At 39.9% G+C, this 23,342-nt stretch carries 25 protein-coding genes and 1 riboswitch; of the genes, 23 read left to right on the forward strand and 2 right to left on the reverse strand.

Annotated elements, in window-relative coordinates; genetic code table 11:
• Nucleotides 1-83 precede the first annotated feature (83 nt).
• Both lysA and AUO94_RS15115 read left to right on the forward strand, forming a co-directional pair.
• Nucleotides 84-1,406: a diaminopimelate decarboxylase gene (lysA, locus tag AUO94_RS15110; RefSeq protein WP_058385008.1), complete on the forward strand. Its 1,323-nt coding sequence runs from the start codon at nucleotides 84-86 to the stop codon at nucleotides 1,404-1,406.
• A gap of 180 nt (nucleotides 1,407-1,586) precedes the next feature.
• Nucleotides 1,587-1,946 (forward strand): GNAT family N-acetyltransferase, encoded by a 360-nt coding sequence (locus AUO94_RS15115; RefSeq protein ID WP_058385009.1) that lies wholly within the window; start codon nucleotides 1,587-1,589, stop codon nucleotides 1,944-1,946.
• On the opposite strand, the gene AUO94_RS15120 is transcribed toward AUO94_RS15115, so the two are convergent.
• Nucleotides 1,887-2,447 (reverse strand): DUF309 domain-containing protein, encoded by a 561-nt coding sequence (locus tag AUO94_RS15120; RefSeq protein WP_062429938.1) that lies wholly within the window; start codon nucleotides 2,445-2,447, stop codon nucleotides 1,887-1,889. The two genes, AUO94_RS15115 and AUO94_RS15120, sit on opposite strands and share 60 nt — an antisense overlap.
• Nucleotides 2,448-2,530: 83 nt before the next feature.
• Here AUO94_RS15120 and AUO94_RS15125 point away from each other — a divergent pair, with 83 nt between their 5' ends.
• From AUO94_RS15125 to AUO94_RS15175, 11 genes are all read left to right on the forward strand, one after another.
• Nucleotides 2,531-3,304, forward strand: a complete 774-nt coding sequence (locus AUO94_RS15125; protein ID WP_058385011.1) for a segregation/condensation protein A — start codon at nucleotides 2,531-2,533, stop codon at nucleotides 3,302-3,304.
• Nucleotides 3,282-3,872 (forward strand): SMC-Scp complex subunit ScpB, encoded by a 591-nt coding sequence (gene scpB, locus AUO94_RS15130; protein ID WP_058385012.1) that lies wholly within the window; start codon nucleotides 3,282-3,284, stop codon nucleotides 3,870-3,872. The genes AUO94_RS15125 and scpB overlap by 23 nt, the downstream gene beginning before the upstream one ends.
• Before the next feature lie 252 nt (nucleotides 3,873-4,124).
• Nucleotides 4,125-4,856, forward strand: a complete 732-nt coding sequence (locus AUO94_RS15135; RefSeq protein ID WP_058385013.1) for a pseudouridine synthase — start codon at nucleotides 4,125-4,127, stop codon at nucleotides 4,854-4,856.
• Nucleotides 4,857-4,947: 91 nt separating this feature from the next.
• Entirely contained in the window at nucleotides 4,948-5,508 is a 561-nt protein-coding gene (gene resA / locus AUO94_RS15140; RefSeq protein ID WP_058385014.1) for a thiol-disulfide oxidoreductase ResA, read from the forward strand.
• A 13-nt stretch (nucleotides 5,509-5,521) separates the two neighbouring features.
• The gene (locus tag AUO94_RS15145) at nucleotides 5,522-7,180 is read left to right on the forward strand and encodes a cytochrome c biogenesis ResB family protein (RefSeq protein WP_058385015.1); all 1,659 of its coding nucleotides are present in this window, start codon (nucleotides 5,522-5,524) and stop codon (nucleotides 7,178-7,180) included.
• The gene (gene ccsB / locus AUO94_RS15150; RefSeq protein WP_058385016.1) at nucleotides 7,177-8,361 is read left to right on the forward strand and encodes a c-type cytochrome biogenesis protein CcsB; all 1,185 of its coding nucleotides are present in this window, start codon (nucleotides 7,177-7,179) and stop codon (nucleotides 8,359-8,361) included. Before AUO94_RS15145 ends, ccsB begins: the two co-directional genes overlap by 4 nt.
• A 151-nt stretch (nucleotides 8,362-8,512) precedes the next feature.
• Nucleotides 8,513-9,229, forward strand: coding sequence for a response regulator transcription factor (locus tag AUO94_RS15155; RefSeq protein WP_058385017.1), 717 nt, complete (start codon nucleotides 8,513-8,515; stop codon nucleotides 9,227-9,229).
• A complete protein-coding gene (locus tag AUO94_RS15160) occupies nucleotides 9,222-11,003 on the forward strand; it encodes an ATP-binding protein (protein ID WP_058385018.1) in 1,782 nt (593 codons plus the stop codon). Before AUO94_RS15155 ends, AUO94_RS15160 begins: the two co-directional genes overlap by 8 nt.
• 46 nt (nucleotides 11,004-11,049) lie before the next feature.
• Nucleotides 11,050-11,583: an RNA polymerase sigma factor SigX gene (locus AUO94_RS15165; protein ID WP_058385019.1), complete on the forward strand. Its 534-nt coding sequence runs from the start codon at nucleotides 11,050-11,052 to the stop codon at nucleotides 11,581-11,583.
• Complete coding sequence (locus AUO94_RS15170) at nucleotides 11,573-12,763, forward strand: hypothetical protein (protein WP_058385020.1); 1,191 nt, start codon at nucleotides 11,573-11,575, stop codon at nucleotides 12,761-12,763. Before AUO94_RS15165 ends, AUO94_RS15170 begins: the two co-directional genes overlap by 11 nt.
• 76 nt (nucleotides 12,764-12,839) lie before the next feature.
• A riboswitch (FMN riboswitch) is annotated at nucleotides 12,840-12,972 on the forward strand.
• 144 nt (nucleotides 12,973-13,116) lie between these two features.
• Complete coding sequence (locus tag AUO94_RS15175; RefSeq protein ID WP_058385021.1) at nucleotides 13,117-13,698, forward strand: ECF transporter S component; 582 nt, start codon at nucleotides 13,117-13,119, stop codon at nucleotides 13,696-13,698.
• A gap of 228 nt (nucleotides 13,699-13,926) precedes the next feature.
• On the opposite strand, the gene AUO94_RS15180 is transcribed toward AUO94_RS15175, so the two are convergent.
• Nucleotides 13,927-14,178 carry a ferredoxin gene (locus AUO94_RS15180; RefSeq protein ID WP_006829841.1) on the reverse strand — a complete coding sequence of 84 codons (252 nt, stop codon included), beginning with the start codon at nucleotides 14,176-14,178 and terminating at the stop codon, nucleotides 13,927-13,929.
• 106 nt (nucleotides 14,179-14,284) lie between these two features.
• Between AUO94_RS15180 and AUO94_RS15185 the strand changes: the two genes are divergently transcribed.
• From AUO94_RS15185 to AUO94_RS15230, 10 genes are all read left to right on the forward strand, one after another.
• Nucleotides 14,285-15,310, forward strand: a complete 1,026-nt coding sequence (locus AUO94_RS15185) for a YpbB family protein (RefSeq protein ID WP_058385022.1) — start codon at nucleotides 14,285-14,287, stop codon at nucleotides 15,308-15,310.
• A complete protein-coding gene (locus AUO94_RS15190) occupies nucleotides 15,307-16,734 on the forward strand; it encodes a RecQ family ATP-dependent DNA helicase (protein ID WP_058385023.1) in 1,428 nt (475 codons plus the stop codon). The genes AUO94_RS15185 and AUO94_RS15190 overlap by 4 nt, the downstream gene beginning before the upstream one ends.
• A 79-nt stretch (nucleotides 16,735-16,813) precedes the next feature.
• The gene (locus AUO94_RS15195) at nucleotides 16,814-17,584 is read left to right on the forward strand and encodes a LysM peptidoglycan-binding domain-containing protein (protein WP_058385024.1); all 771 of its coding nucleotides are present in this window, start codon (nucleotides 16,814-16,816) and stop codon (nucleotides 17,582-17,584) included.
• A gap of 69 nt (nucleotides 17,585-17,653) precedes the next feature.
• Nucleotides 17,654-18,286 carry a CBS domain-containing protein gene (locus AUO94_RS15200; RefSeq protein ID WP_058385025.1) on the forward strand — a complete coding sequence of 211 codons (633 nt, stop codon included), beginning with the start codon at nucleotides 17,654-17,656 and terminating at the stop codon, nucleotides 18,284-18,286.
• A 78-nt stretch (nucleotides 18,287-18,364) separates the two neighbouring features.
• Nucleotides 18,365-19,123, forward strand: a complete 759-nt coding sequence (locus tag AUO94_RS15205) for a metallophosphoesterase (protein WP_237150129.1) — start codon at nucleotides 18,365-18,367, stop codon at nucleotides 19,121-19,123.
• A 54-nt stretch (nucleotides 19,124-19,177) separates the two neighbouring features.
• Nucleotides 19,178-20,146 (forward strand): YpdA family putative bacillithiol disulfide reductase, encoded by a 969-nt coding sequence (locus AUO94_RS15210; protein WP_058385027.1) that lies wholly within the window; start codon nucleotides 19,178-19,180, stop codon nucleotides 20,144-20,146.
• A 67-nt stretch (nucleotides 20,147-20,213) separates the two neighbouring features.
• Nucleotides 20,214-21,182 carry an asparaginase gene (locus AUO94_RS15215; protein WP_058385028.1) on the forward strand — a complete coding sequence of 323 codons (969 nt, stop codon included), beginning with the start codon at nucleotides 20,214-20,216 and terminating at the stop codon, nucleotides 21,180-21,182.
• Nucleotides 21,183-21,263: 81 nt separating this feature from the next.
• Nucleotides 21,264-21,953, forward strand: coding sequence for a glutamic-type intramembrane protease PrsW (gene prsW, locus AUO94_RS15220; RefSeq protein WP_058385029.1), 690 nt, complete (start codon nucleotides 21,264-21,266; stop codon nucleotides 21,951-21,953).
• An 84-nt stretch (nucleotides 21,954-22,037) separates the two neighbouring features.
• Nucleotides 22,038-22,712 (forward strand): (d)CMP kinase, encoded by a 675-nt coding sequence (cmk, locus tag AUO94_RS15225; protein ID WP_177167604.1) that lies wholly within the window; start codon nucleotides 22,038-22,040, stop codon nucleotides 22,710-22,712.
• Nucleotide 22,713: 1 nt separating this feature from the next.
• Complete coding sequence (locus tag AUO94_RS15230) at nucleotides 22,714-23,304, forward strand: lysophospholipid acyltransferase family protein (RefSeq protein ID WP_058385030.1); 591 nt, start codon at nucleotides 22,714-22,716, stop codon at nucleotides 23,302-23,304.
• Nucleotides 23,305-23,342: the final 38 nt, after the last annotated feature.

The raw sequence follows: 23,342 nt of genomic DNA on the forward strand, positions 1-23,342 counted from the left end.
GGCTTTTTTAGTGAATAGTAGGGGATAATTCTGCTCTTTCTTCTTAAACTCTTTGAATAACACATCATAAGGAGGCGCTTTTTTTGCATTTATATGGCACACAAACAATTAATGAGCAAGGTCATTTGACGATCGGTGGGACCGATTCAGTGGCGTTAGCTGAGAATTACGGCACACCACTTTATGTTTACGACATTCAATTATTCCGTAAACGCGCTAGAGCGTTCCAACAAACCTTTATAGATGCCGGAATTGGCTATCAAGTCGCTTACGCCAGTAAAGCTTTTTCGACGGTTGCAATCTATCAAGTGGCAGCAGAAGAAAATCTGTCGCTAGACGTGGTTTCTGCCGGAGAATTATACACAGCGGTCAAGGCAGGATTTCCGGTTGAGAAAATTCATTTTCACGGCAACAACAAAAGCCTGGAAGAATTGCAGATGGCGTTTCAAGTAGGAATCGGTTGCATTGTAGTCGATAACTTTTACGAAATCGACTTACTAAAAAAACTTTCCGAGCAAACCAAGCAATCAATGAATATTTTGTTGCGTGTCACCCCGGGCATTGAAGCTCACACACATGACTACATCACGACCGGACAAGAAGACTCGAAATTCGGTTTTGATTTGAAAAATGGTCAGGCTGACGAGGCATTCGAGCAAACCTATAATCACCAATATTTGAATCTAATGGGTCTACATTGTCATATTGGTTCACAAATTTTTGATACGAGTGCATTTCAGTTAGCTTCTGAAAAATTACTGCGAAAAATGGCTGGATGGCAACAGCAATTCGGTTATACATGTGCCGTATTAAATTTAGGTGGCGGCTTTGGTATTCGCTATACTGCAGAAGATCAACCCCTTGAACCAGCTGTCTATGTCAGTAAAATGATTGAAACCGTGAAACAAACTTCTGAAGCATTGGGTTATCCGATTCCTGAAATTTGGATTGAACCAGGCCGTTCCTTGATTGGAGATGCCGGAACGACGCTTTATACGATTGGATCAACAAAAGAAGTTCCAGGAACGCGGAAGTATGCTGCGGTTGACGGAGGAATGTCCGATAATATTCGTCCTGCTTTGTACGGAGCGAAATACAGTTCGCTCCTTGCCAATAAAGCAAATGCAGCTATGACCGAGCAATACACAATTGCTGGAAAATGTTGTGAGTCAGGAGATAAACTTATCGAACAGGCTGAATTGCCACTAGTAGAAGCAGGAGACCTTTTAAGTGTTTTCTGCACAGGAGCTTATGGTTATTCAATGGCAAGCAATTACAATCGCATTGCACGACCAGCTGTTGTATTTGTTGAAAACGGCAATCATCAACTCGTTGTAAAACGTGAAACGAATGATGATTTGATCAAACAAGACTTACCTTATTCTCAAAAGGCTGTCCAAAGATGAAAAAAGGGAACCTGATCTTACTGCTTTTTATTCTAGCGATGGCGATGGCGTGGGGGATTATTTACTGGATCTTTTTTGCAGAAAATGTCATTAGCGGATAAAGAAGGCTCTCTTGAGTTATCAAGAGATCTATAGTAATATGGTAAAAGCCGCTTTTAGACGAAAATGAGGGATTTAATTATGTTATTCAGATATAAGAAATCATTCGAAAAAATTGCTATGGGGCTTATGTCGTTCATGCCGAAAGAACGAGAGTTAAAAAAGCTTCAACAAACGATGCATATTTACGAGGAAAACCCCGATTGGCAATTATTCCTTTGGAAAAAAGAGGATGATTTTGTCGGGCTATTAGGTGTGGAAGTTAGCGAAGAAACTTTCACCATCCATCACATATCTGTGAACCCTTCTCATCGCGGAGAAGGAATCGGTCGTGAAATGATAGGCAAAATTCAGCGTATAATGCAAGATCGAGAAATGCTTTCAACGGAAGAAACAGATGCGTTTCTCAAAAAATGTCCAGAAAAAAAAGGCGACCTTTAATTTAAAGGTTTCGCCTTTTTTTTGTTCGCGTAAACTAATGATTGAAGATCGGTCACGAAGTCTATGCTTATGCATGAGGAAATAAGGATCTTGCAGCGTTAGCGGATTTTCTAAACGATAGGATTCTACTGCTTGTTTTAGATTTTCTGAAACAATAGGAATGTCTTGTGCGACAAAAGGCTTGCGTTCTGTGACAGCTTTAATCGAATCGGTTAAAATACCGATTAGCTTTTCATGATCAACTCCGTCAACCCAAACTCCTCCTGCTGAAAGCTTTACCTTGGCGCGGATAAACGACCGCAGTGCACCGGGATAATTGCTTCTTCGCCAATGGTACATGCCGACTGCTAATTGAATCCAGCCAGTCAAGGGATGTAATTTGTCTTTCGGGGCAACAGACTTCCAATAATCTTCTCCGACTTCATGGCATTCGAAAAAATCTTTTTCTTGATTAAAATTAATAATGTACTGAATAAACAGCGGATGGTGAAGTGGATGCATTTTGATCCCCTTTCTACTATAATAAAGAATAATTGCCCATTAACTGGGATAGATGAGTATTTAAACAGTCAGGTGGTATAGTAATGTCTTACGAAGTGAAAGTGGAGGCCTTTGAAGGTCCTCTTGATTTATTATTGCATTTAATCCACCGTTTGGAAATTGATATTTACGATATTCCTGTTTCACAGATTACTTCACAGTATATGGAACACATACGTGCGATGCAAGTTCTAGAATTGAATGAAGCGAGTGAGTATCTTGTTATGGCGGCAACTTTGATTGCGATTAAGAGTAAAACCTTACTGCCAGTGCATGAAGGAGAGCTCGATGAAGTAGAGTATGACTTTGATGAGCAGGACCCACGAGAAGAATTGGTATCGCGACTTGTAGAATACCGTAAATTCAAAGATGCTTCCTCGAATTTAAGAGAGTTAGAAAGTAATCGTTCCGCCATCTATACGAAAGCACCAATGGATTTATCGGAAATCCAAGCAACTATTCCCGGTGAGCAAGTTGATCTTGATGTGAATGCATATGATATGCTTGGGGCTTTTCAGAAGATGCTGCGTCGGAAACAGTTAAAATCGCCTTTGTCTGCGCGCATCACTCGTCAGGAAATTTCCATCAAACAACAAATGACAGCTATTGTCGACCAATTAAAATTGTCAAAAGGTCGTACGTCTTTTAGTGATTTATTTCCATCAAATGATAAGACTGTATTGGTGGTATCGTTCTTATCAATTTTAGAGTTGATGAAACGTCAAGTCATTGCAGTAGAGCAACAAATGAATTTCACGGATTTGATGGTGGAGCTCAGAAAGGACAAGTGGGAATATGAAGACGAATCTTTCGAGTAAAATAGAGGCGCTGCTTTTTGTGGCAGGAGATGATGGCCTAACATTAAAACAGCTTCAATTTTTAACAGAAGTGAGCAATGAAGAGTTGCAAGCGGGTATTAGTGAATTGCATTCACGCTATGACGCTTCTGTCAGTGGCATTGCCCTTAAGGAATTAGCAGGTGTCTTTCAACTTGTCACTAAACCAGAAGTAGCTGAGACAATTCAAAAGTTAGTGGAAAATCCGACCGTCCAAGCATTGTCTCAAGCTTCGTTAGAAGTATTAGCGATAATTGCTTATAAGCAACCCATTACACGAGTTGAAGTAGAAGACTTACGCGGAGTGAAAAGCGAAAAAGCTCTTCAAACGTTAACTGCTAAAGGACTTGTTCAAGAAGCAGGACGTGTAGAAGGAACCGGTCGTGCCATTTTATACGGGACGACAAGCGAGTTTTTAAATTATTTTGGATTAAAAAGTTTAGACGAACTTCCACCATTACCTGAAGAAGCAGCAAATGATTTGGATGAAGATACGGATCTTTTTATGACGAATTTTCAAGAAGCCTTTAAAGAAGAAGTAAAAGTGTAAGGTTGTTCTAGAAGGCTGTGTTATTGACAGTCTTCTTTTCTTTTGAGCTTAGCGCTTCCGCTTTTACAGAAAATGTGACATAATTCCGAGAGGAACGAACGGCATATCGAGTTATTGTAATACATTTGCAGTGCTTGGCTCGGTTAAACAAGAAACGAGACACATTTCCGTTTTCGCTTGTTTGGCTGCAGCACCTGTGTTCATCAGGCGCGTACGCTTTTCGAAAAAAATACTAATGAGGTGAACTTATTTATGGAAAGATTACAGAAAGTACTTGCACACGCAGGCGTAGCATCAAGACGTAAATCAGAACAATTGATTTTGGACGGCAAAGTAAGAGTCAATGGAAAAACAATTAAAGAACTTGGCGTAAAAGTTTCAAGTTCAGATAAGATCGAAGTAGAAGGCGTTCAGCTTGAAAAAGAGCAGAAGGTCTATTATTTGCTGTATAAGCCACGTGGTGTCATTTCCGCTGTTTCTGATGATAAAAATCGGAAAGTTGTCACGGATTTTTTCACAGATATTGAAAAACGGATATACCCAGTCGGGCGTTTAGATTATGATACATCTGGTTTACTGATCATGACGAACGATGGCGAATTTGCCAACATGCTGACACATCCAAAGTTCGAAATTGATAAAACGTATGTAGCTCGCTTAAAAGGGATTCCAGAAAGAGACGATTTGAAAAAACTAGAACGTGGCATCAAACTAGAAGATGGCATGACAGCACCTGCTAGAGTAAAGCTACTGTCTGGTGATAAAAAGACAGGTAAGGCAATCGTGCAAATTACCATCCATGAAGGAAGAAACCGCCAAGTCCGTAGAATGTTTGAAGCAATTGGCTTCCCAGTTCAGAAATTGAGTCGTGAGCAGTTTGCTTTTCTAACTCTACACGGCTTGAATGCTGGTGAATCACGTGAACTTTCTTCGCATGAAGTCAAATTATTGCGTGTATTAGCGGATACAGGCAAACGCGTCTAACGTTCACAAACCCTTCAAAACTCCAGACTTGTGACTGTTTAAACTTTGTTATAATTAGGTTTGTCTAATATACCTCGAAGGAGGAACAAGCATGGATGAGCAAGGAAAGAAGAAAAACAACAACAAGAAGCAAAGACGAGCTGTGATGAGAACGGCAATTTTGGCGATTTTAATAGCTGCTATAGGTTATACCATCTACAACAGTGCAACAGCTGAAGATGTCAGTGTACTTAAAGTCGGTGATAAAGCTCCTGATTTTGCTTTAGTAGATCTTGAAGGCAATAATCACAAATTATCAGATTATGAAGGTCAAGGTGTCTTTTTGAATTTCTGGGGTACGTGGTGCAAACCGTGTGCGAAAGAAATGCCAGCTATGGATCGGCAATTTGATGTCTTTTCAGACCAAGGCGTTCAAGTGCTTGCAGTAAACATTGCTCAATCGGATTTTGAAGTCCAATCTTTTGCGGATCAATACGGCTTGTCTTTTCCAGTAGTGATTGATAAAACAAAAAGTGTGATGACGGCCTATAACATCAGGCCATTGCCAACTACAGTGCTTGTTAATCCGGAAGGAAATATTCAGCGCATCATTACAGGTGAAATGACCGAACAGGATATTGAAGGGTTTATGGAAGAAATTAAACCTGACTAAGGAGATTTTTGGGATGGAGAATTTGCAATGTCAATGCGGTCATGTAAATCCGCCGGGTACGAAACTTTGTGAATCGTGCGGGCGGTCTTTGACTGAAAAAGATCAAAAGAGCAAACTGGTGGACATGCGTTATGAAGGAACGGCAAGACGTTCACAAACGTATAACAAATCTATTATTGATAAAATTTGGAACTTCTTTTCAAGTGTTAAAGTGGGCGTCAGTATTATTGTTATCTTGCTGGTAGCAGCAGCAATTGGTACGATTCTTCCGCAGCAAGCGTTTGTTCCGGCAAATACGGAAGCAACAATAAAGGATTATTACGCAGATACTTATGGCAGTATAGGGCGGGTTTATCATGCTCTTGGATTTCATGACTTATACAGTTCTTATTGGTTTATCGCCTTAGTGGGCATGCTTGCTATTTCTTTAGTAATTGCTAGCTTAGATCGTTTTGTCCCGCTTTACAAATCACTAAAAAAACAGCGTGTTCTGCGTCATCCAAGTTTTATGGAAAAACAGCGTATTTACGCTGAGGGACCTGGTTCAGAAGACACGCTACAAAAAGCTGAAACAAAGTTAAAAGAGTTAAAGTACAATGTTCGTACGGATAAAAATGGATTGCTGGCTGAAAAAGGCCGTTATTCCAGATGGGGTCCGTACGTCAATCACATTGGACTAATTATCTTTTTGTTTGGTGTTATGTTGCGCATGATTCCTGGTTTTTATATCGATGAGAGTTTATGGCTGCGTGAAGGTGAAACTAGAGCCATTCCTGAAGTGCCAGGCTATTACCTAGAAAGCGAAAACTTCGAACTTGAAACTTATTCAGGTGAAGGCGAAGAAGAAATTTTCGGTGAAGCCTTAGATCGTGTAGGTACGGTAGCGAAAAACTATCAAACGGATGTTATTTTGTATCAGAAGAAAGAAGATGCATTGCCTGGAGCAGCTGATAGCCAGGAGGTTGTTAAAGAATTTCCGATTCGTGTCAACCAGCCTTTAAAATTCGATGGCTATGCGATTTACCAAATGGATTACCGTTTGGATGAATTGAAAACAATGACATTTGCTTTGACTAACAAAAAAACAGAAGAATCGCTTGGTGAACTGACCATTGATTTGATTGATCCGGAAAAAAATTACGAACTTGAAGGTGGTTCGACTGTTGAACTACTTGGTTACTACCCAGATTTTTCAGGCTTTGAAAACGGTGAACCACAAACGGCAACACCATTGCCGAACAATCCTGGCTTCTTGGTGAAATTGACTACTCCTGAAACACCAGAAGGAGAAACAAGTTTCATTACGATTCAAAATACAGTAGAACCATTAGGTGAAAATGACTTTAAACTGACTTTCCAAAGTGTTGAAACGCGTGATGTATCGGGTCTTACAGTTCGGAAAGATAGCACTTTGCCGATTCTTGGTCTTGGCGGTTTGATCTTCATGATTGGTGTGGCACAGGGGATGTACTTTAACCATCGACGTTTCTGGATTCAACAGAAAGCGGATGGCACGATCTTGCTTGCGGGTCATACCAATAAAAACTGGTTCGGCTTAAAGAAAGATCTTGATCAAGTTGCTGAGTATGCATCATTGCCTGCTTACACAGATCAGCAAGATGAAATCGACAAAACAGAGAAAGCGGAAAAGGAAGGTGAAATATTGTCATGACATTAGCTGATATAAGTTCAAACCTATTATATGTAGCATTTATTGCTTATCTAATTGCAACATTCGTTTTTGGTGGAGCAGTTAAAGGCAATAAAGAGGGAACATTTAAATCGGAAAAACGATGGGGCAATGTTGCAATTATTATTACCCTTATCGGTTTTGCTGCCAATCTAGGCTATTTCTTTACTAGATGGGGCGCAACTGGCCATGCACCGCTAAGCAATATGTTTGAATTTACAACAGCTTTCGGTATGACGTTAGTTGGTGGATTTGTCATTTTGTACTTCCTCTACAGAACGCCGGTTCTTGGTATGATCGTACTGCCTGTTGCTTTACTGATCATCGCATTTGCTAGTATGTTCCCGAGTGAAGTTAGTCCACTTATTCCAGCCCTGCAAACAAACTGGTTGGCAATTCATGTCAGCACGGTTGTTATTGCAGAAGGAATTTTAGCTATTAGTGCCGCGGCAGGTCTAATTTACCTATTAAAGGTAGTAGACCTTACGAAGAAATCTAAGCAACGCTTTTGGCTTGAAGCGATTATGTACTCACTAGTATTAGTACTTGGTTTTGTATTAGCTAGTTCGTTCTTTTCTGTTACAGGCTATGAAGCAGAATTTAATTATGTCGATAAAGAAGCTAAAGAAGCCGCGATCACATATACAATGCCACCCATTTTTGGTATGAATGAATACGAAGCGTTAACAGACGCTGCGATGACACCACTAGTCGAAACGCCCGCCATTGTTGATGCTGCAAAACTGACGACTGTTCTTTGGTCAGTGATGGTCGGGACAGTTCTTTATTGGTTGATTCGTCTGGTTTTCAGAAAGCGTATTGCTGCAATTCTGAAACCATTCGTTAAAAATGTTAATCTGCAGCTGATGGATGAAATTGGTTACCGCGCCGTAATTATCGGATTTCCAGTCTTCACCCTAGGTGCCTTAATATTCGCCATGATTTGGGCACAAATTGCTTGGTCGCGTTTCTGGGGCTGGGACCCGAAAGAAGTATGGGCATTGATCACCTGGTTATTCTATGCAGCATACTTGCACTTGCGTTTAGGTAAAGGATGGCAAGGTGAGAAGTCTGCATGGCTGGCTGTTATTGGCTTTGTGATCATCATGTTCAACTTGGTAGCAGTCAACTTAATAATTGCCGGGTTACATTCTTACGCATAAACAGATAAGCCTTTTCCGGAAACGGAAAAGGCTTTTTATTTATTAGGTAAATTAGAGCGTTCTGAGTTGATACATGCTGGTGCTTTTCTTTATTTTTTACAGAGTTATCGTTACAATGATACATATATAGAAGAAAGTTGGAGGGGTTAGCATGTCTGAAGAGATTACGATTTTAGTGGTAGATGATGAAGAGCGGATTCGACGATTGCTGAAAATGTATTTAGAACGTGAAGGGTACTTAGTAGAAGAAGCTGAAGATGGTGTTCAAGCATTAGAAATGGCTTTGGAAAAAGATTATCATTGCATCTTGCTCGATCTAATGATGCCTGAAAAAAACGGTGTAGAAGTTGCTACAGAATTGCGTGAAACAAAAATGACACCGATTATCATGCTTACCGCTAAAGGAGAAGAAGCTAACCGAGTAGAAGGCTTTGAAGCTGGAGCGGATGATTACATTGTTAAACCGTTTAGTCCTAGAGAAGTGGTATTGCGTGTTAAGGCAATTTTACGCCGTTCATCTGCCTATTCACCGATATCCAATTCAACTGCTTCAAAAGACTTGGTAGTTTTCCCTCATCTTACGATCGACCACGATGCGCATCGTGTCACGGCTGATGGTGTGGAAGTAAATTTAACGCCAAAGGAATATGAATTATTGTACTTTTTAGCAAAAGCACCAGACAAAGTTTTTGACCGTGAGCATTTGCTGAAAGAAGTTTGGCATTACGACTTTTTTGGTGATTTGAGAACAGTCGATACACACGTTAAACGGTTACGCGAAAAATTGAATCGCGTGTCTGAATCGGCTGCGAAGATGATTGTTACTGTGTGGGGCGTCGGCTATAAATTTGAGGTCGGCAATGAATAGAATATGGAATAGTGTTGTCGGGAAGCTGTGGATTACGATCCTGCTTCTCGTTTCCTTTGTCCTTTTTATTGTGACAGTTCTACTTTTAGAGTTTTTGGGGAACTATCACAGTGAAACAGTGGAAGAAGCGTTGAACAGTGAAGCCAATATGATTGCGAATATTTTTAATGATCATGAAGAAGTGACCAGTTCGTTAGAAATTATAGAGGATATTATTGGGCAAGAAACCAATGCTGTAATTGCTGAAGAGCCTTTTGATAGTAGCTATTACATTCATGACGGATTGAATGGCGCTGAAACCCGAGAAAAAATATTAAATGAACCCTCTTTTCAAAAAGTGTTTGAGACAAGTGAAACAGTGATGAAAGAAATGCTCCTGCCTTCACTAACAGAACAAAATCGTCTGGAATCGTATATTGTCTTGGCTAGTCCGTTAAAGACTGGTGAAGACCGCCATGGTGTCGTATTTATCTATCAATCGTTGGAAGTGATGGACCGCACTGCAGAACGAACTACTAATATTGTATTTCTATCAGCGTTTATCGCACTTTTATTGACAACATTTTTTGCTTTCTTTTTATCCTCACGGATTACCTCTCCTCTCCGCAAAATGCGAGAAGGTGCTTTTGAGTTAGCGAAAGGAAATTTTGATACAAAAGTCAAGGCAACTTCTAGTGATGAAATTGGTCAATTGGCTACAGCGTTCAATCAAATGGGCCGTCAATTAAAGCATCATGTGGAAGTGATCAATCAGGAAAAAGAACAATTATCAAGTATTCTGACATCAATGGCCGATGCGGTCATTACTTTTAATCAAGATAAAACCATCTTGTTGAGCAATCCACCGGCTGAAAAATTACTGCAGCAATGGATTTTCAAAAATGGTTCGACTAAAGCGCAGCCATTGCCGCCTGAAATGCTTCATATGCTTGACCATGTACTAGGTCTAGAAGAAGAAATTGAAGAAGAACTCGAAATTGAAGGTGCTTATTACGCCATTAGTTTCAGTCCTTTATATAGTGGCGAATCGATACGGGGAGCTGTCGCTGTTTTGCACAATATGACAGAGCAACATCGCCTAGAGAAGCTGAGAGAAGACTTTATTGCTAATGTATCACATGAGTTGCGAACACCAATTGCGATGCTTCAAGGCTATAGTGAAGCGATTTTAGATGATGTTGGGGCATCGGAAGAAGAACGACGTGAAATGACCAGAATTATTTACGAAGAATCGCAGCGGATGGGTCGATTGATTACTGACTTGCTGAATTTGGCGCGTTTGGAATCAGGCCACATGCGACTTTATAAAGAAATTGTTCAGTTGAACAGTGCAATCGAGCGGATGACATTAAAGTTTTCTCAAATTGCCAAAGAAAACGACGTTCAATTAAGGTTTGAAACGACAATCGATGATTGGGCAGCTAGTGAGATGGATCAAGACCGAATTGAACAAGTCATGACAAATTTGATAGATAACGCTATACGACATACACCTGCAAACGGACAAGTCGTAGTTCGTGTCGAACAACAGCAGGAGTACGCAAAAATTTCAATTAATGATAACGGGATAGGTATTTCAAAAAAAGATTTAGAATTTGTCTTTGAGCGTTTTTACAAAGCAGACAAAGCGAGAACACTTGGAAAAGGTGGCACAGGACTAGGTTTAGCCATCGCTAGTAACATTATCCAAGCCCATGAAGGTAAAATATACGCAGAAAGCTTAGAAGGGCATGGAACTTCTTTTGCCTTCCTACTGCCTTTGAAAAATATGTAACTTTCTAAAGACGAAGACGACTAATCTTAAGAACGGAGGGAGTATATTGAATGACTCCGTTTTCCATCGACTGTACGATGAATTTCATCAGGATGTCTTTCAGTTTTTGATTTATCTGGTGAAAAATAGGCATGTGTCAGAAGACTTGATGCAAGAAGTGTATATTCGTGCCTTTCGAGCATACGATCGCTTTGAAGGAAGAAGTTCAGAAAAGACATGGCTTTTTTCGATTGCAAAAAACGTGGCAATCGATCATTTTCGGAAAACAGCAGTACGCACAAAACATTCGATGGCGTATTTTGATTGGGAAACACAACAATTGGTGTCGTCTGAAAAACTCCCAGAAGAAGTTTCCTTATTGAATGAAGATAAAATATTTCTTTATAAAGCATTGGATACGTGTACAGGAGATCAGAAAATGGTCGTCATAATGCGGTTTTTTCAAGACTTGTCGATCGCAGAAACTGCAGAAGTTTTAGGCTGGACTGAAGGAAAAGTGAAGACAACACAACATCGTGCAATAAAAGCATTACGTGAAAAATTAATAGCTAGGGAAGGGGGAGACGACAATGTCAAATGACAAATGGACCGATAAATCCATCGAAGATTTGTTGAATGATTTCCCTTCAATAAAAGACAATCGATCAAAAGAAAAAATTTACAGTCAGCTGGTTGATCAAAAGAAAGGTCAAAAGCGTCCGAAAAAATGGTTGCCCTTGCTTGTAGCGGCATTGGCATTTATTGCCTTTGGTATGCTGGTCTCCTCCATTATCGGTCAAAATGGCTTGGATGCTGCTCAAAATAAGGACAGTTCAAATGAAGAATCAGTAGCAACATCAACTGACAATTCAGAGCAAGCTGATAGTTCGTCTGAAGCTGAAAGATCCGGCACTGAAGAATCAAATCAATTTTCTGTAGCGCAAGCAGATGAAGTGTTGCGAACTTCAGTTTACGAAGAAACGATTGGAAACCAGACATTAATGACGATCGGCTTAACTGAAAATGCTAACGTGGTGCCCGTTTCTTTTCTTGTTCCAGAAAATCAGATAACAGCAGCATTTGGAGATTTAATACCATCATCGCTTGAATTGTATCAGCAATATGCAGACGATATTGACGAAACGCAATTAGGCTTTGATGAGTACCACCCCTATCTAGGTAATTTAGAAAAAACGGTGAAAGGAATACGCCACATCTTGCCGCAGGATCACCAATACGATTTGGCTTCTGCAAGTATAGGCGTGTATTTCAATACACTTTCGGCGACTTTTCCAGACGTCGCTGAAATTACAGTAGTCAATGAAGATGGTTCTGCAGCAGAATTTTCCCAGGTAGGATCTGTAGAAGCAATCAGTCCAAAACAGAGAGAAGTCGCTTATTATTCATTTACAACGACAAATGGCGAAATTTATCTCGCTCCAGGGTACGATAGACTTTTCGCTTCAGCGACTGAAGCAATCGAAGCGCTTGCGCAAAGCCCAAACGACTTTTATCGTGCTACAATTCCACGGAATGTGGATTTCCAACTATCAGAAACTGGAGATTTGGTGCAAATTGATTTTGAGGGCTCAGTCGATTTAGAAACAATGGATCGTTTAGAAGCAGTTCGAATGATTGAAAGTTTGGCGTTGACTGCAGCTTCTTTTGATAAAAAAATAGCAGTAAAAGGGTTGCAGTCTGATAGTTGGAACGGGTTTGATTTTACTCAGCCATTACCCGTTCCACTAGCGCCTAATTTATTAGAATGGCCAATACAATAAGGAAAAGAAGCGTTGTAAACAAATTTGTTTACAACGCTTCTTTTTTATACTACGATTAGGCTATAACAAAATATCGATTCATCTTCGGGGCAGGGTGAAAGTCCCTACCGGCGGTAATTGAACTCTGTTCATAAGCCCGCGAGCCGTAAAACGCAGGATTTGGTGAAATTCCAAAGCCGACAGTATAGTCTGGATGGGAGAAGGTGAAGGTGCGGACGTTTGTCGTTTACATGTAGACGGAACGCTTATTAAGTGTGCCTTTTCTCCCTTAAGTACTAGTGCTTAAGGGATTTTATATGTAAATGTTGGGTCCAAGCTTTTCTTCTGGTGAATCACGACAAGGAGAGAGGAATATGAAGAACAAAAAGTTACAAACGATGATTGTGATTGGGATGTTAAGCAGTATTTCATTTATATTGATGCTTTTTAACTTTCCACTACCTGCATTACCGGCTTTTTTGAAAGTGGATTTTAGTGACGTACCGGCATTAATTGCAGCCATCACGATGGGGCCAGTTGCAGGGATTTTAGTAGCATTCTTCAAAAACGTGTTGGATTGGCTTTTTGCAGGAAGTCCGACAGGTGTACCTGTTGGTCATATGGCTAACTTTATAACAAGTTTGCTGTTTATCCTTCCGGTTTATGCCATCTACCACAAAGTAGCGAATAAAAAAGGCATGATTTTTGGCTTAGCTGTGGGAACATTAACTATGGCAATTGGTATGAGTGTTTTAAACTATTTTGTGTTCTTGCCAATGTATACGTACTTTTTAAATGTGCCTGCTGAAACGGGCAATGCGTTATTTGGCACAATTGTCTTAGGGATATTACCATTTAACTTAATCAAAGGTCTATTGTTAACTTCGGTCGTCCTGCTAGTATTCAGCAGCATGCACACATGGATCGAAAAGCAAAGATCCTATTATTTATCATAGATAAAGAAAAGCGAAAACAGCTGTGTAGATTTGACGGGCACAAGATGCACTGGCGAAGCGGCATTTTTTCAGCCGCATAGCTAGTGTGGCTTGTGACCCTAAAATCTGGCTGGTTGAGTCTGGATAAAGAAAAGCGAAAACAGCCGTGTAGATTTGACGGAATTCGAATTAGCACAAATTAAAAGAAGGCGTACTGGAGAATCCCTCCAGTACGCCTTCTTTTTTGATTCAGTCTTCGTATTTTAACGGATCGCCTTCGAAAGATGTATCTGCAACTTTGATCGAATCTGTTGGACAGCCTTCAAATGCATCTTCCATGTCTTCTTCGAGTTCATCTGGAACTTGTTCTGTTCCCATGTTATTATCTAAAATAACAAAAGCGATTCCTTCGTCATCATAATCATAAATGTCAGGTGCAGCAGCACCACAAGCACCACAAGCGATGCAAGTATCCTTGTCGACAATGGTATACTTAGCCATATTGTTTTCCACTCCTTTATCTCCGAACAAGTTCAGTTATACTATCGTATTTATTCTAAAGGTGTTTGAACAGTTTTTCAACCTAAAACCGTTAGGGGGAGCAAGCTTGTTAGTTACTGAACTCATTTTAGCCATTATGAAGACTGTCGATCGGCAGCGAACCGTCTCTTCTCCCTATCATTTGATAAAAGGAAAGAAGTCTGGGCAGACGATACAGGATATTGGTTATTTCGGCCTTTATCCTTATTTTGGCGTGTTGCCAAAACTGGATAAGAAAGCTTACGATCAAGTAGTTCAAGGCTTGTTTTCGCAAGGTTATTTACTAGCAAATGAACAAGTTATTGAACTATCCGAAAAAGCGTTAAAGTTAAGTGTTGCCCCGTCGTCGTTGAATGGTTGGAAATACCGAGGGAACGAAAATTTGTTTTTTAGTCGCTTGTCACTAATTGTTCAAACTTTGTCCCACGTCAGTCAACGCGTAAAAAGCTTTGACCCCGTTGTCAGTAATGAAGAAGTGCAAAATTGGGTGAAAAGATACCTGCAACGGATTCAGTTTCGTGATTTAGCTGTAGTTCAAGCGTTTAAAAAAGAACTCTTTACTACATTAGCCGAAACGGACATTTCTGAAACACATAAAATGATTTTGATCGAGCGTTTAACGGGTTTTGCGATAAGTGGCTTAACGTGGCAGCAAATTGCCGATTCTAAAAAACTATCCTTACTGGATGTTCAATTGATGACTGTAGAAGCTTTGCATGGTTGGATGGCAGTGATCGAACAGTCCAAGCCTCAATTGATAGTAGGTCTCATGGAAGGCATTATTCAGCAGTCTTCCTTGACCGAAACAGCGCAGCGCACAGAAAAGTTGTTCGAAAGAGGATTTAGCTTGGAACAAATTGCGTCACTACGCCAATTAAAAACCAGTACGATCGAAGATCATGTGGTCGAATTGGCAATGAACGATCCTTATTTTAACTATATCCCATTTGTGGGTCATGAACAGTACGAGGCAATTATTGCCGAAAGCCGACGTCAAAAAACGAAAAGATTACGTGAAATCAAAGAATTTTTACCTGAAGTCAGTTATTTTCAAATACGTCTTGCGCTAGCGATTAGGAGGGAACGAAGATGAATCTCGACGAATTATTGTATTCAAGCTATGGTTTTTCTTCATTTCGTCCTGGTCAGCGCGAAATTATCGAGCGAGTAGTCGCAGGTGAGGATGTTATTGCGCTACTGCCAACTGGAATGGGCAAATCTATTTGTTATCAATTGCCTGCTAAAGTTTTACCAGGAAGTATCTTAATCGTTTCACCTTTATTGTCTCTCATGCAAGATCAAGTGGTTCAATTAAAAAAAATGGGAGAGAAATCCGTAGTAGCCATCAACTCATTTTTAAAGCCAGAAGACAAAGAAAAAATTATGTCTAAGCTCGGCTCTTATAAATTCATTTTTATATCCCCAGAAATGCTTGTACAACCGTTTATTAAACAAAAATTAAAGCAGATACAAATTTCGCTGCTAGTTGCTGATGAAGCACATTGTATTTCGCAGTGGGGGTTTGATTTTAGACCAGATTACTTGCGGATTTCAGAAATTTTGCCTTTTTTGAATTCCCCTCAAGTATTGGCACTGACGGCAACTGCTACGGACAAAGTCACCAAAGAAATAAAAGAGTATTTAGCTTTGAAAAAGCCGTTTGTGTATTGTCATCCGATGGATCGAAAAAACATTGTGTATGATTTGAAAAAATTTGATGACAGTCGTGAAAAAGTAGATTTTTTGAAAAAATTTGTTCAGAAGTTTAATGGTCCCGGTATTATCTATGCAGGAACTAGAAAAAAGTCCCAGCAACTGTCTATGCTTTTAACAGAGCAAGGAATTTCTTCAGCTTTTTACCATGGGGGTATGGAGCACCAAGATCGCATTTTTGTCCAGCAACAATTTCAAAACGGAGAAGTGCAATGGATTTGCTCCACAAATGCATTTGGCATGGGTGTTCATATTCCGAACATTCGTCACGTCATCCACTTTCAACTGCCGACTTCTATCGAAGGATATGTGCAAGAGGTTGGAAGAGCTGGTAGAGATGATAAACCGGCTTTAGCTACTTTACTGTATGCACAAGGGGACGAGGTATTGCTCGAAAGTTTAGTGATGGATGATTTGCCAACACAGCACGAGATAGAAGCAGTTTATAGCAAAGGAGCTACTGCGACTTATTTAATCGATCAAGGAATCGTTCGGGAGACAGCTTTTCGAGTAATCGCTTATTGGATAACAAAGTTGCCTTTAGATGGTGTTATCAAGCAAATGGAATTGCTGAGAAAAGGAAAAAGGCAACAAGCGGTAAAAATTCGTGAATTGATTTCGCGCGAAACTTGTCTGCGGAGTTATATCATCGAATGCTTTGATCAACAGCTAATAGATAAACCGACCAACTGCTGCGTTAACGACGGAATTGATTATCAGATTTTTGAAGCCTTTTCTTCACCGAAAGAAAAGCGATTGCCACTTGAATGGCAAGACCGTTTAAGTGTAATATTACCTATGTAAGAATCTTATTAACTGTCATTTACAAATGAGCCTTTTTTCGTCATAATAGATATATTAGTACAGATAGGGGTAGTCATGTATGGGGAATCAAAGTTATCATGAGTCGATTGAAAAGAATCGACAGGAAATATCGGTGGACAAAAATTCGGCATTGTCGAGAGCGGGTCAGAGACAGGCACAAAAACCCAAAACTAAAAAAACTAAAAATCTTTTGATGCCTGCATTATTTTTTATATTTATCTTAATTCCGGTTTCTTTGCTGATTTATGTAGCTTTCGTATTTGAACCCGACGATTCATTGACAGCCAAACCTGCAGAAAATGAAGTGAGTTTTGAGATGAATGCCCAACCATCCCAATCTTCTGTTGCTGCAGCTGATGAAGAAAAAGAAAAAGCTGAGAAAGCCAAAGTAGAAGAAGCCAAAGCTGAGAAAGCCAAGGCGGAAAAAGCACAGGCCGACGCTGAAAAAGAAAAAGTAGAAAAAGCGGAAGCGGAAGCTAAAGCACAAGCTGAAGTAAAGGCTAAAGCTGCTGCAGAAGTAGCCGCCAAAGAAAAAGCTGATGTAGAAGCCAAAGCTGTAGCTGAAGCACAGGCGAAAAAAGAAGCGGAAGCTAATGCACAAGCTGAAGCACAGGCGAAAAAAGAAACACAAGCTGAAGCAGATAAAAAAGAGGAAATACCAAGTGCTAATGGTAAGACTTACGTAGTACAATCTAGCGAAACGCTTTACCGTATTGCAGTAAATAATTACGGAGCGGCAGGAGCAGCAGCAGCGGTAGAAAAAATCAAACAAGCTAATGGCTTGAGTTCGAATAGCATTAGTCCGGGTCAAACTTTGGTTTTACCTTAAGCCATTCGACGGATTAACAAGTAGGTAATTAGGGAATAACAGTAACATCATAGAAAGTGGGGCGAGCAAATGTTTGTTAAAAGTGTAATGGTTGAAAGAGAAAAATGTTATGCAGTTAAAATGGACGATTCGGTACAAGTAGGCTTTGATTTACTAGAAAAACACACAATTGATGCTTTGCCTGTAGTTGAAGGCACTGAGTACAAAGGAATCTTCACTTGGTATCATGCTTATCGTGCGTTTTTCTATTCAGGAAAAACAAAAGAAGATTTTATTAGCTCAACTAAGGTCAGCGATGTAATCGTGAATGAAGACACTTATTTGAGCATCAATGATGTCTATGAAAAAGCATTAATGGAATTAAATGACTTTCCAATTATTGCAGTAGTTGAAAAACATCAATTTTTAGGAATTGTTACTCGCTTTGATATTGTCAATCAATTACAAAGTGCCTTTGGGATGAACCAGTCAGGCTATCGTATTACGTTCACTTCAGTAGAATCAGAAGGGCGTATTGGACGATTGGGAGAGATTATCGAGAAATACAAAGAGTCGGTTATTTCACTTGTTACTTTTGATGAAACCAATAAAATGGTTCGTCGCATCGTTCTAAAGATTAAAAAGAAAGACAATATCGATCGTTTTGTCAAAGAGCTTGAGAAATCTGGTTTCCGAGTATTGGACATCGCAGAAGACAAATAGCAAAATAAGATAAAAAAACATAAGCCTTGCTTATGTTTTTTTGTTCTTTGTGAAAGGAATCATTACATGAAATATTTAATGAAAATCGCTTTGGCAGCGCTCGCTTTTCTGCTAGTGATGGTGCGCAATGCCTTTGCAGAAAAGCTCATCCAGCAAACGGTTAAATTACCCACAGACAAAGCATTCGAACCGTTCAAGCTTCTTTTTATTGCTGATATCCATAGGAGAGTCATTAAAGCAGACTTGATCAAGTTTCCTGTCGATGTGATTGTAATCGGCGGCGATTTAGTAGAAAAAGGCGTACCGCTTGAACGGGTTCAAGAAAACATAAAAAACTTACGTGCTTGTGCACCTGTGTATTTTGTGTGGGGCAATAACGACCGGGAAGTAGATGAAAATAAACTCAGAGAAATTTTCAATCAATTTGATGTAATTGTGCTAGAGGATGAGTCGGTAGCTTTGTTTGGCAATGAACAGTTGAGGTTGGTCGGACTTGATCATTTTGCCTATAAACCGAACGGATTCAAAAATGCTTTCGAAAATGTTAAAGAAAACGATACTGTGTTGTTTGTCTCACATACACCTTTTGACTTTTGGAAAGTAAAAGGACCATATTCAGCCAATTTGTTGCTGGCTGGTCATACGCACGGCGGTCAAATTCGGATTGGTCCATTCGGTTTATTCGATAAGGGCTCAATGAAAATAAAGAAGGACCGAATTGAATTAATCAGTAATGGTTTTGGTACGACGACTCTGCATTTGAGACTGGGTGCACAGGCAGAATATCATGTGCTAACAATCACGCCTGCAGTTAGAAAAGATAAAAAATTGTCATAAAGTAGCAGAGTCCTTTATTCTTAATTAAGAATAAAGTACAGGAGATGGTTTGAAATGGAATATGTAGATGCGCTTATTATTGGCGGTGGACCTTGTGGGTTATCGACCGCAATCGAATTGAAGAAACGTGGATTGGAAACAGTAGTTATTGAAAAAGGCAATATCGTCAACGCGATTTTCAATTACCCAACACACCAAACTTTTTTCAGTACGAGTGAAAAACTAGCGATTGGCGATGTGCCCTTTATTATAGAAGGACGGAAACCAAAACGAAATCAAGCTTTGGTTTATTACCGGGAAGTGGTTAAAAGAAGTGGTATTAAAGTGCGGCCGTTCGAAATCGTGGAACGTGTTGAAAAAGATGAACTATTTACTGTGGTCACTTCAAAAGCTCAATACGAGGCGAAATATGTAATAGCAGCAACAGGCTATTACGATCAGCCAAATAAGCTTGAAGTTGAAGGGGCAGAACTGCCAAAAGTGATGCATTATTTCAAAGAGGGGCATCCCTATTTTGATCAAGATGTGTTAGTAATCGGCGGTAAAAATTCGGCTGTAGACGCGGCTCTAGCTTTACATAAAGCTGGTAGTAGAGTGACAGTATCTTATCACGGCACGAGTTACTCCAAAAGTATCAAGCCGTGGATTTTGCCGGAATTTGATGGTTTAGTGAGAAAAGGTGAAATTACGATGCTGTTCGATTCAATGGTGGATCGCATTACAAACAGCACGGTAGAACTGACAGTCAATGACCAAAAAGAAACACTTTCTAACCAATTTGTTTTTGCTATGATTGGCTATCATCCAGATCATCAGTTTTTAAAATCAATGGGCATTTCCATCGATTCGATTTCAGGTCGACCGACTTTTGATGAACAAACAATGGAAACAGATATAGACAATCTATATATTGCCGGTGTAATAGCTGCAGGCAACAATGCCAACGAAATTTTTATAGAAAATGGACGTTTTCATGGGCAACAAATTGCAGAAGCGATTGCTGAAAAAGAACATAGACCTTAAATAGACCTTTTTTAAAAATAGATTTTAAAGAACAGTAAACACTGCAAACGTGAAAGGGAGTTTCAAGATGAAGAAAAAAGTATCATTAATTACAACGGGTGGTACCATTGCAAGTCGGGAAATTTCTGATGGGCTTTTGGAGTCTGGTGCAATTTCAGGGAAAGAATTGGCGGAACTTTGCCAACTCCCAGAAGAAATTGAAGTAAAAGTAGTCGATGTATTCCAATTGCCAAGCATGCATATTGGTTTTGAACAGATGTTGACAGTTAGAGAAGCGATTCTACAAGAATTTCAAGATCCTGAAGTTGAAGGAATCGTTGTCACACACGGAACAGATACTTTGGAAGAGACTTCTTACTTTCTGGATCTGACAATCGATGATGATCGGACTGTGGTCATTACAGGGTCACAGAGATCTCCTGAAGAAGTTGGCACCGATGTCTATTCAAACTTACGCAATTCAATTTATGTAGCAGTAAATCCTAATCTGAGAGGAATTGGAGCTGTTGTGGTCTTTAACGAACGAATTTACAGTGCGAAATATGTGAAGAAAGTGCACTCCAGTAATTTACAAGGCTTTGATTCGTTTGGGCATGGCTATCTCGGCATTATTGATAACGATATGGTACGTGTTTACCAAAAACCAATTATCCATGAGGTGCATGCTGTAACAAAGTCGTTGCCTCGGGTCGATATTATTAAATGTTATTCAGGTCAAGATGGTTTTGTTATTGATCAGCTAGTGGCAGGGCCGTCAAAAGGGATTGTTTTGGAAGCAGCAGGTAGAGGGCAGGTATCTCCGCACATGGTAGATGCAATTGATCGAGCTGTAAGACAAGGAATACCGGTCGTTTTGACAACGAGTGCTGAAGAAGGCAATACTTATCCGGTTTATAGTTATCCAGGTAGTGCTCATGATTTGTTAAATCGTGGCGTTATTTTAGGGAGTGATTACGATAGTAAAAAAGCGCGCATCAAGCTCGCTGTTTTATTGTCAGTCGAAGAACATGTGAAAGCAGATGCTTTTAATCGGTAGCGGTAATTCGTTAAAAGAGAGCTGAAAATGATGTAGGTAAACATGTTACAATGAGGGGAATCTGAATAAAGGGGTACGCGTATGATCATTTTATTAACTGTAGCAATAGCCCCGGGTCTGGCGCTTTTCAGTTATTTGTATTTGCGCGATCAATTTGCGGGTGAACCGTCAAAACTGATATTTCAAAGTTTTGTGTACGGAGCCGTATTGACGTTCCCGATTCTTTTTGTTCAATATGTATTCAATGCTGAAGGTGTCTTTACGAATAGCTTTATGCAAAATGTTTTGTTTTCGAGTGTAATTGAAGAGTTTTTTAAATGGTTGGTCCTGTTAATTGCAGTCTATCGTCACGTCGATTTCGAGGATCCTTACGATGGAATTTTGTATGGGGCGAGTGTTTCTCTTGGATTCGCTACAATTGAGAATATTTTGTACTTACTTGAGTTCGGATTAGAGACTGCTTTTATACGAGCATTCTTGCCGGTATCGAGCCACGCGTTATTTGGTGTTGTCATGGGCTATTATTTTGGGAAAGCCAAATTTAGTAAAAGCCATAAGCGCAGACGGTGGATTGGTTGGGCACTTGTCAGTTCGGTAATTCTTCACTTGGCATATAATAGTAGCCTGTATGTTTATGATAATATTATATACGGAGCTATTCCATTTATGTTGTTCTTATGGTGGTTTGGTCTTCGGAAAGTTAAACAAGCTCACCAACTGTCCATGTCGCATTATGGTGAAGATCCTTCTTCTATACCGTCAGAAGAGTAAAGTAAATACCGAGGAAAAGTCTTATACATAAAGACTTTTTTTTTATGTTAAAATATGATGAATACATAGGATGAGGTGACTATTTTGGTGAAACCGATACAAATAGCAATCGATGGACCAGCAGCTGCGGGAAAAAGCACAATTGCAAAAATCGTAGCAGAAAAACTGGGCTATGTTTACATCGATACCGGTGCCATGTACCGAGCTATTACATTAAAAGCATTAACAGAGAAGATTAATTTGGCTAGTAATGAAGAAGCCGGTAAATTACTACAGAAAACTGAAATTGATTTGCAACCGTCAGAAGACGGACAGCTCGTATTTCTTGATAAAAAAGATGTGACTGAGGCAATTCGTTCTCAACATGTCACAAAAGCTGTGTCTCAAATGGCCGCTCATGAACTGGTTCGTCTTCGGATGGTTGAATTGCAGCAGCAATTAGCAGAAGGGCGCGGAGTCGTCATGGATGGTCGAGATATCGGCACGCATGTCCTTCCAAGTGCTGCTTTAAAAGTATTTATGTCGGCATCGGTTGAAGAACGTGCAAGAAGAAGATTCGAAGAAAACAAAAATAGAGATATTTTGACTCCGCTTGAGGAGCTTCAGGCGGAAATAGCTATGCGGGATAAAATGGACAGTGAACGCAAAGTAGCGCCTTTGCGAAAAGCGGAAGATGCTATTTTTCTTGATACAACTAACCTGACAATTGATCAGGCAGCCGGAGAAATATTGAAATTGGCTGAAGAAAGGTTGATGTAAAGTGAACTTATATGCAGTTGGAAAAGGACTTGTAAAAACAGTATTAAGCCCATTGTATCGTTTCGAAGTAATCGGAATTGAGAATTTCCCGAAAGAAGGCGGCATTCTTCTTTGTTCGAATCATATCAATGCACTCGATCCGCCTGTTGTTGGAATGACCGCTCCTAGAACGGTTCATTTCATGGCAAAAGAAGAATTATTCAATGCGCCGATACTCAAATCAATTTTGCCGAAAGTAAATGCTTTTCCCGTAAAACGTGGAATGAGCGACCGAGAAGCTCTTCGGACGGCATTAAAAATATTGAAAAGTGGAGAAGTTGTCGGTTTGTTTCCAGAAGGAACACGCTCGACAGATGGAGTATTACAAAAAGGCCTTAGCGGAGCAGGTTTTTTTGCACTTCGTGGCAATGCAGACGTTATGCCTTGTGCAATTATCGGACCGTATAAAGCGTTTCGAAAAGTGCGCGTAGTTTATGGCGAGCCAATCCGCATGGCACCTTTTCGTGAACGAAAAGCTTCAGTCGACGAGGTAACTGAAGCCATTATGTCGAGTATCCAGAATATTCTTAATGACTATGCGAGTAATAAGTGATAATTTTTGTTTTTATTAGAGAATTCGCATAAAATAGA

Source organism: Planococcus kocurii (assembly GCF_001465835.2).
Taxonomy (GTDB): Bacteria; Bacillota; Bacilli; order Bacillales_A; family Planococcaceae; genus Planococcus; species Planococcus kocurii.